Genomic DNA, 3,745 nt, shown 5'->3' with positions numbered 1-3,745 from the left:
GTTCCCCGGATACGGTGTTCACGATCTTTTCGCGAACTGGAAACCACAGGAAGGGCTTCTGGAAGGTTTTCAGGTGCGCGCATCGGTCGAGAACATTTTCGACAAGCAATACCAGAACAATCTGGCCGGCGACCCGGCTCGGGGCCGGACCTTCAAACTGACCATGAACAAGCAGTTCAGCTGGTAATTGGCAAGCCAAGGCAACCCGCCGCGCTTTCCCTGAGCGGCGGGTTTCAGTCCGAGGAGAACTTGATGTCCGCGCACGCACTGAAATGGCGCTTTATCATTTTGGCTTCAGCAGGATTTGCATTGTCACTGGCAGGTCCTGCCTGGTCACAATCGGAAACCTTCGGCATTTCCCTGGAGCTGAACAAGGCGGAGACTACGAATGGCAATTGTCGTCTGTCCTTCGTCATGGAGAACGGAACAGGCAATTCAGTCTCCTCGGCGGCCTACGAAATCGTCCTTTTCGACAAGGACGGCGTCATCGACCAGCTGTCCGTATTCGACTTCGGTGACATGCCAGTCGGTAAGACGGTTGTCAGGCAATTCGAACTCTCCGGTCTTCCATGTGCTGAAGCAGACCGGCTTTTGATCAACGCGCCATCGGGATGTTCGGCAAAGCAGATGCCGCTCCACTGCTCGGCGCCGCTTGCCCTTTCCAGCAGAACCAAACTCACTCTCGCGCAATAGGAGGCCGCAATGGTATCCCAAATCACTAGTCAGATTGCATCCTTCCTCCAACTTGGCGGCCCGGTCGTCATGGTGATAGCCGGTTTATCCGTCATCGCCCTTGCCCTGATCCTGGTGAAAGTATTTGAGTTTCTTTTTTGCAGGGTCGGCAGCCCGAAACGTGCCAGGGCGGTTGTTCAACTCTGGCGTCTCGGCCGCCCGCTTGATGCCAGGCGGCACATGTCGGGACCGAAAAGCGCGGCGGAGAAATCCGTCGCAACGACCTTGCAACTCGTTGAAAGCCGGGTGGCAAAACCTGTGATCGAAGAACGCATCAGCGTTCAAGTGGCCGGTGATCTCCACCAGTTCTCAAAAGGGGTCCGCGCGCTGGAAGCCATTGCCCAGATCGCCCCTCTCATTGGCCTATTCGGAACTGTTCTTGGCATGATCGAAGCTTTTCAGGCCTTGCAGTCCGCCGGTAGCAATGTTGATCCTTCGGCTCTCGCCGGCGGCATCTGGATTGCGCTGATGACAACCGCGGCAGGTCTTGCCGTGGCAATGCCGGTCTCTCTCGTCGTTACCTGGCTTGAAGGACGGCTGGAAAACGAACGGGTTGCAATCGAAACCCTGACGTCAGCACTTTTGATGCAAAACGTGCCGACGGCAGAAGATGTTTCACCGGCCTTCGCGGAGCAGCCAATCGCCTATGCACATTGATCGCCCACTCCGCAGGCAGAAGCCTATCTCTCTGACGCCGCTTGTCGACGTCATCTTTCTGCTTTTGCTGTTCTTCATGCTGTCGTCGACATTCACCAATTTCGGCCAGGTCGAGATTGGTGCGCCCGCTGGTGGCAGCGGCAGCAGTGCCATGCCGAAAGCAATTGTTGTCATCGATGAAGACAGGCTTCGCCTGAACGGCACGGATATCGAAGAAGCAGACCTGATCAAACGGGTTCAGGCTCTTGCCGATCAGGATATCGACAGCCTGCTTGTTCTGGTGCGCGGTGACACGACCACACAGCAACTGGTCACGATCATAAGCCAGCTGAAGACACTCCCCGGTCTGGCAGTTACCGTCGCAGGCAACAGATGATCAAGGTTCCGCGAAAGAAAGCCAAGCGACCGCTGGAGACCACGATTTCGCTGATCAACATTGTTTTTCTGATGTTGATCTTCTTCCTGGTTGCCGGACAACTTACACCGCCGCAGGATCCGGCAGTCACGCTCTCCGAGGCCGATACCGACGACAGGCTACCTCCGCCGGACGCCCTTTACATCCGCGCTGACGGGAAACTCTATTACCGGGAAGCTCCCATAGAAGCGGAAACCTATTTGGCAGAGCACCAGCAGGGTGAGGCGCATCAGGGACAACTGGTAAAACTTGCGGCGGACGAAGCACTGAAGGCCGACAGGCTGCTGCAACAGGTCAACGAACTCTACAAGGCCGGTGCCGAGAGCGTCGTTATCGTAACGCGTCTTCCATCAGATTGATCATGTTTCGCAAGTCTCTCATCGTCGCATTGGTGGTGTCTGTGGCAATCCATATCGCTGCCGTCGCACTGACTTTGAAAAGCAAGCCAGACCTGGAATTTGAAGGTGGCGGCGATGTACAGCACACCGTTCTGGGGGAATCTCCCTTCAACATGGTCGCTGCCGGTTCAATCGAGCAGACCGCCAGAACGGAACCGGTTGAAACCGAAATCCTACAGACACCGGAGTCTGTTGTTTCCAAGCCTGAATACCCAATCGAAACTGTCCAGACGGCCAAGAAAGTATCTGCTGAGACGGTCGCGAGGACACCGGTCGATACGATGAAGGCACTTCAGCATGTTCAACCCCGCGAACCGGTTCAACCTGTTCAGACGAATGTACCGATACTGCAACCTGATAGCGGGCAAGCCATCGCACTGCCATCAAACGCAAAACCGATCGAGACCGCGCTTCAAGTCGAGCCTGCTCCGCCTGTCAAAACACCAGCATCTGAAGTGCTGGAAGCTGCACCCCGGCCTGTTGAAACGAATGAAGCCGAAGCCCATCCAGCGCCGCGGCTAAAACCAATCCCGCCAAAAAGCGTCGCAACTGCGGAACCTGAGAAAAAGGTTAAGGCAAAGACTTCCAAACCTTTGACGCAAAAGCGGCCAACCAGCCAAAACAGCAAAAGCGGCTCCGGCGGTAAATCCGGGCGCACGGCGCAGGCGGGTGGCTCGCAGCGCAAGGCCAAAGGCAAACAGGCAGGCAATTCGGACGTCACGAACTATCCGGCAAAGGTTCATCGAAAGCTCGTACGCTCCGTCCGTAAGCCGCGAGGAAACAGAACAGCCCGCAAAGATGTTCTTGTTCAGTTTACAATCCGCAAAAGCGGCGCAGTTTCCGATATTCGGCTGGTACGTTCATCCGGTTTGAAAGTGTTTGATCAGGCCGTGCTGAAAGGCGTCCGCCGCGCTGCGCCGTTCCCCCCCATTCCAGCATCGGCGGGCAGGAACAGTTGGACCTTCACATTGCCCGTTGCCATCCGGTGACAGGCGGTTCATGGTCCCGGAAATGTGGAACGCCAGCGCCGCATGAATGTCTGCCGTGTGAGCTCATCCAGAGCGACCATCAGCGATGGAGACAGACCGATCGGGCGCAGTGCAGTCGAACTCAGGGCTTCTCCCTCGTTACCGTCATCCGTTTCTAGCAATGGGCTGATCAATAGAGCCTTGCGCAAGGCAACCGTACCTTGAGGCGACAGGAGAAAATCTAGAAATTCCTTTGCCTGCTCCTTGTTGTTTGCCTGTTCGGGGATCATCAGCGCCCTGGAAAGAACAAGCGTATAATCCGAAGGCAACACAATGCCGATCCGGTCATCTTGTTGCTGATACCCCTGCGCGTAGGACCCGAGCACGTTGTAGGCAACCAGATAGCGGCCTTCGGCAACATTCTTGATGATATCCGCTGAACAGCATGTCGAGACCGCACGTGTCCTGCCGAAGGATTCTTGCAAAGCACCAAACGTCGATGCTTCCTGGGCGTCGGCAAATGCAAAAAGATATCCTAATCCGGATTGTTCAATATCGTAGGTCGCCACGCGACC

At 55.9% G+C, this 3,745-nt stretch carries 7 protein-coding genes; 6 read left to right on the top strand and 1 reads right to left on the bottom strand.

The genetic code is table 11. The features are described from left to right. The 6 genes from K5905_RS29690 to K5905_RS29665 form a co-directional block, all read left to right on the top strand. The coding region (locus K5905_RS29690; protein ID WP_297591233.1) for a TonB-dependent receptor at positions 1-187 on the top strand (187 nt) is incomplete at its 5' end. Between the two features lie 65 nt (positions 188-252). After that, positions 253-693, top strand: a complete 441-nt coding sequence (locus K5905_RS29685) for a hypothetical protein (RefSeq protein ID WP_297591231.1) — start codon at positions 253-255, stop codon at positions 691-693. A 9-nt stretch (positions 694-702) separates the two neighbouring features. Then, positions 703-1,389 (top strand): MotA/TolQ/ExbB proton channel family protein, encoded by a 687-nt coding sequence (locus K5905_RS29680; RefSeq protein ID WP_297591229.1) that lies wholly within the window; start codon positions 703-705, stop codon positions 1,387-1,389. Then, positions 1,379-1,765: a biopolymer transporter ExbD gene (locus K5905_RS29675; RefSeq protein WP_297591228.1), complete on the top strand. Its 387-nt coding sequence runs from the start codon at positions 1,379-1,381 to the stop codon at positions 1,763-1,765. The genes K5905_RS29680 and K5905_RS29675 overlap by 11 nt, the downstream gene beginning before the upstream one ends. Continuing rightward, entirely contained in the window at positions 1,762-2,163 is a 402-nt protein-coding gene (locus K5905_RS29670; RefSeq protein WP_297591227.1) for a biopolymer transporter ExbD, read from the top strand. The genes K5905_RS29675 and K5905_RS29670 overlap by 4 nt, the downstream gene beginning before the upstream one ends. Before the next feature lie 2 nt (positions 2,164-2,165). Beyond that, on the top strand, positions 2,166-3,191 hold the full coding sequence (locus K5905_RS29665; protein WP_297591224.1) for an energy transducer TonB: 1,026 nt from the start codon (positions 2,166-2,168) through the stop codon (positions 3,189-3,191). Positions 3,192-3,199: 8 nt separating this feature from the next. On the opposite strand, the gene K5905_RS29660 is transcribed toward K5905_RS29665, so the two are convergent. Then, the coding region (locus K5905_RS29660) for an extracellular solute-binding protein (protein WP_297591221.1) at positions 3,200-3,745 on the bottom strand (546 nt) is incomplete at its 5' end.

Origin of the sequence: Roseibium sp. (assembly GCF_025698965.1) — a bacterium.
In the GTDB taxonomy this organism is placed as follows: domain Bacteria; phylum Pseudomonadota; class Alphaproteobacteria; order Rhizobiales; family Stappiaceae; genus Roseibium.
This window is presented reverse-complemented; position numbering and strand designations above follow the sequence as displayed.